Origin of the sequence: Bowmanella yangjiangensis, assembly GCF_017255015.1 — a bacterium.
Lineage (GTDB): Bacteria > Pseudomonadota > Gammaproteobacteria > Enterobacterales > Alteromonadaceae > Bowmanella > Bowmanella yangjiangensis.
In genome coordinates this window covers 1-524 of sequence record NZ_JAFKCS010000530.1, presented here as the reverse complement: position 1 = coordinate 524, position 524 = coordinate 1, and the positions used below count along the sequence as shown (strand labels likewise).

Genomic DNA, 524 nt, shown 5'->3' with positions numbered 1-524 from the left:
GATGGCACTCTCGCGGGTGAACGGCGGTAGCGGCGGACGGATTTCATCATTGGACGACATAACGGCACCTCTTGCTTTCAGGGAATGGCGCCCATCACTGGGCATTCGGGGTCTGCAACAGCATCGACGCGGTCTGGCCGGCACAGTCGGCGGCATCGGCCTGGCCGGTGACCATGGCAACGGCGGTAGCGCCGTCGATCAACAACAGCAGTTGCCTGGCCACGCCGGCAGCGTCGGCCAGGCCACAGGCGGTGGTGATTTCGTTCAGGTAGCCGAGCAGCCGCTGCTTGTGCAGCCGCGCCACGGCGCGAATCTCGCTGCTCGGATCGCCGGTCTCGCCAGCCGCATTGATGAACGCGCAGCCGCGAAAGTCCGCTGACTCGAACCAGCTGCGCAGCAGCGGGAAGATCGCCAGCAGCCGCGCACGCGGCTCGCCGCTGGACGTGCCATCGATGAACCAGCGCATCCAGCGCTCGTCACGGGCACGCAGCGCCGCCGCCACCAGGGCCTCCTTGGTCGGATAC

Annotated in this window: 1 pseudogene; it reads right to left on the bottom strand. The window is 67.2% G+C overall.

The features are described 5' to 3' along the window. Positions 1–94: 94 nt before the first annotated feature. Positions 95–524 (bottom strand): annotated as a pseudogene (locus tag J0A65_RS25495) (hypothetical protein); the annotation flags it as partial.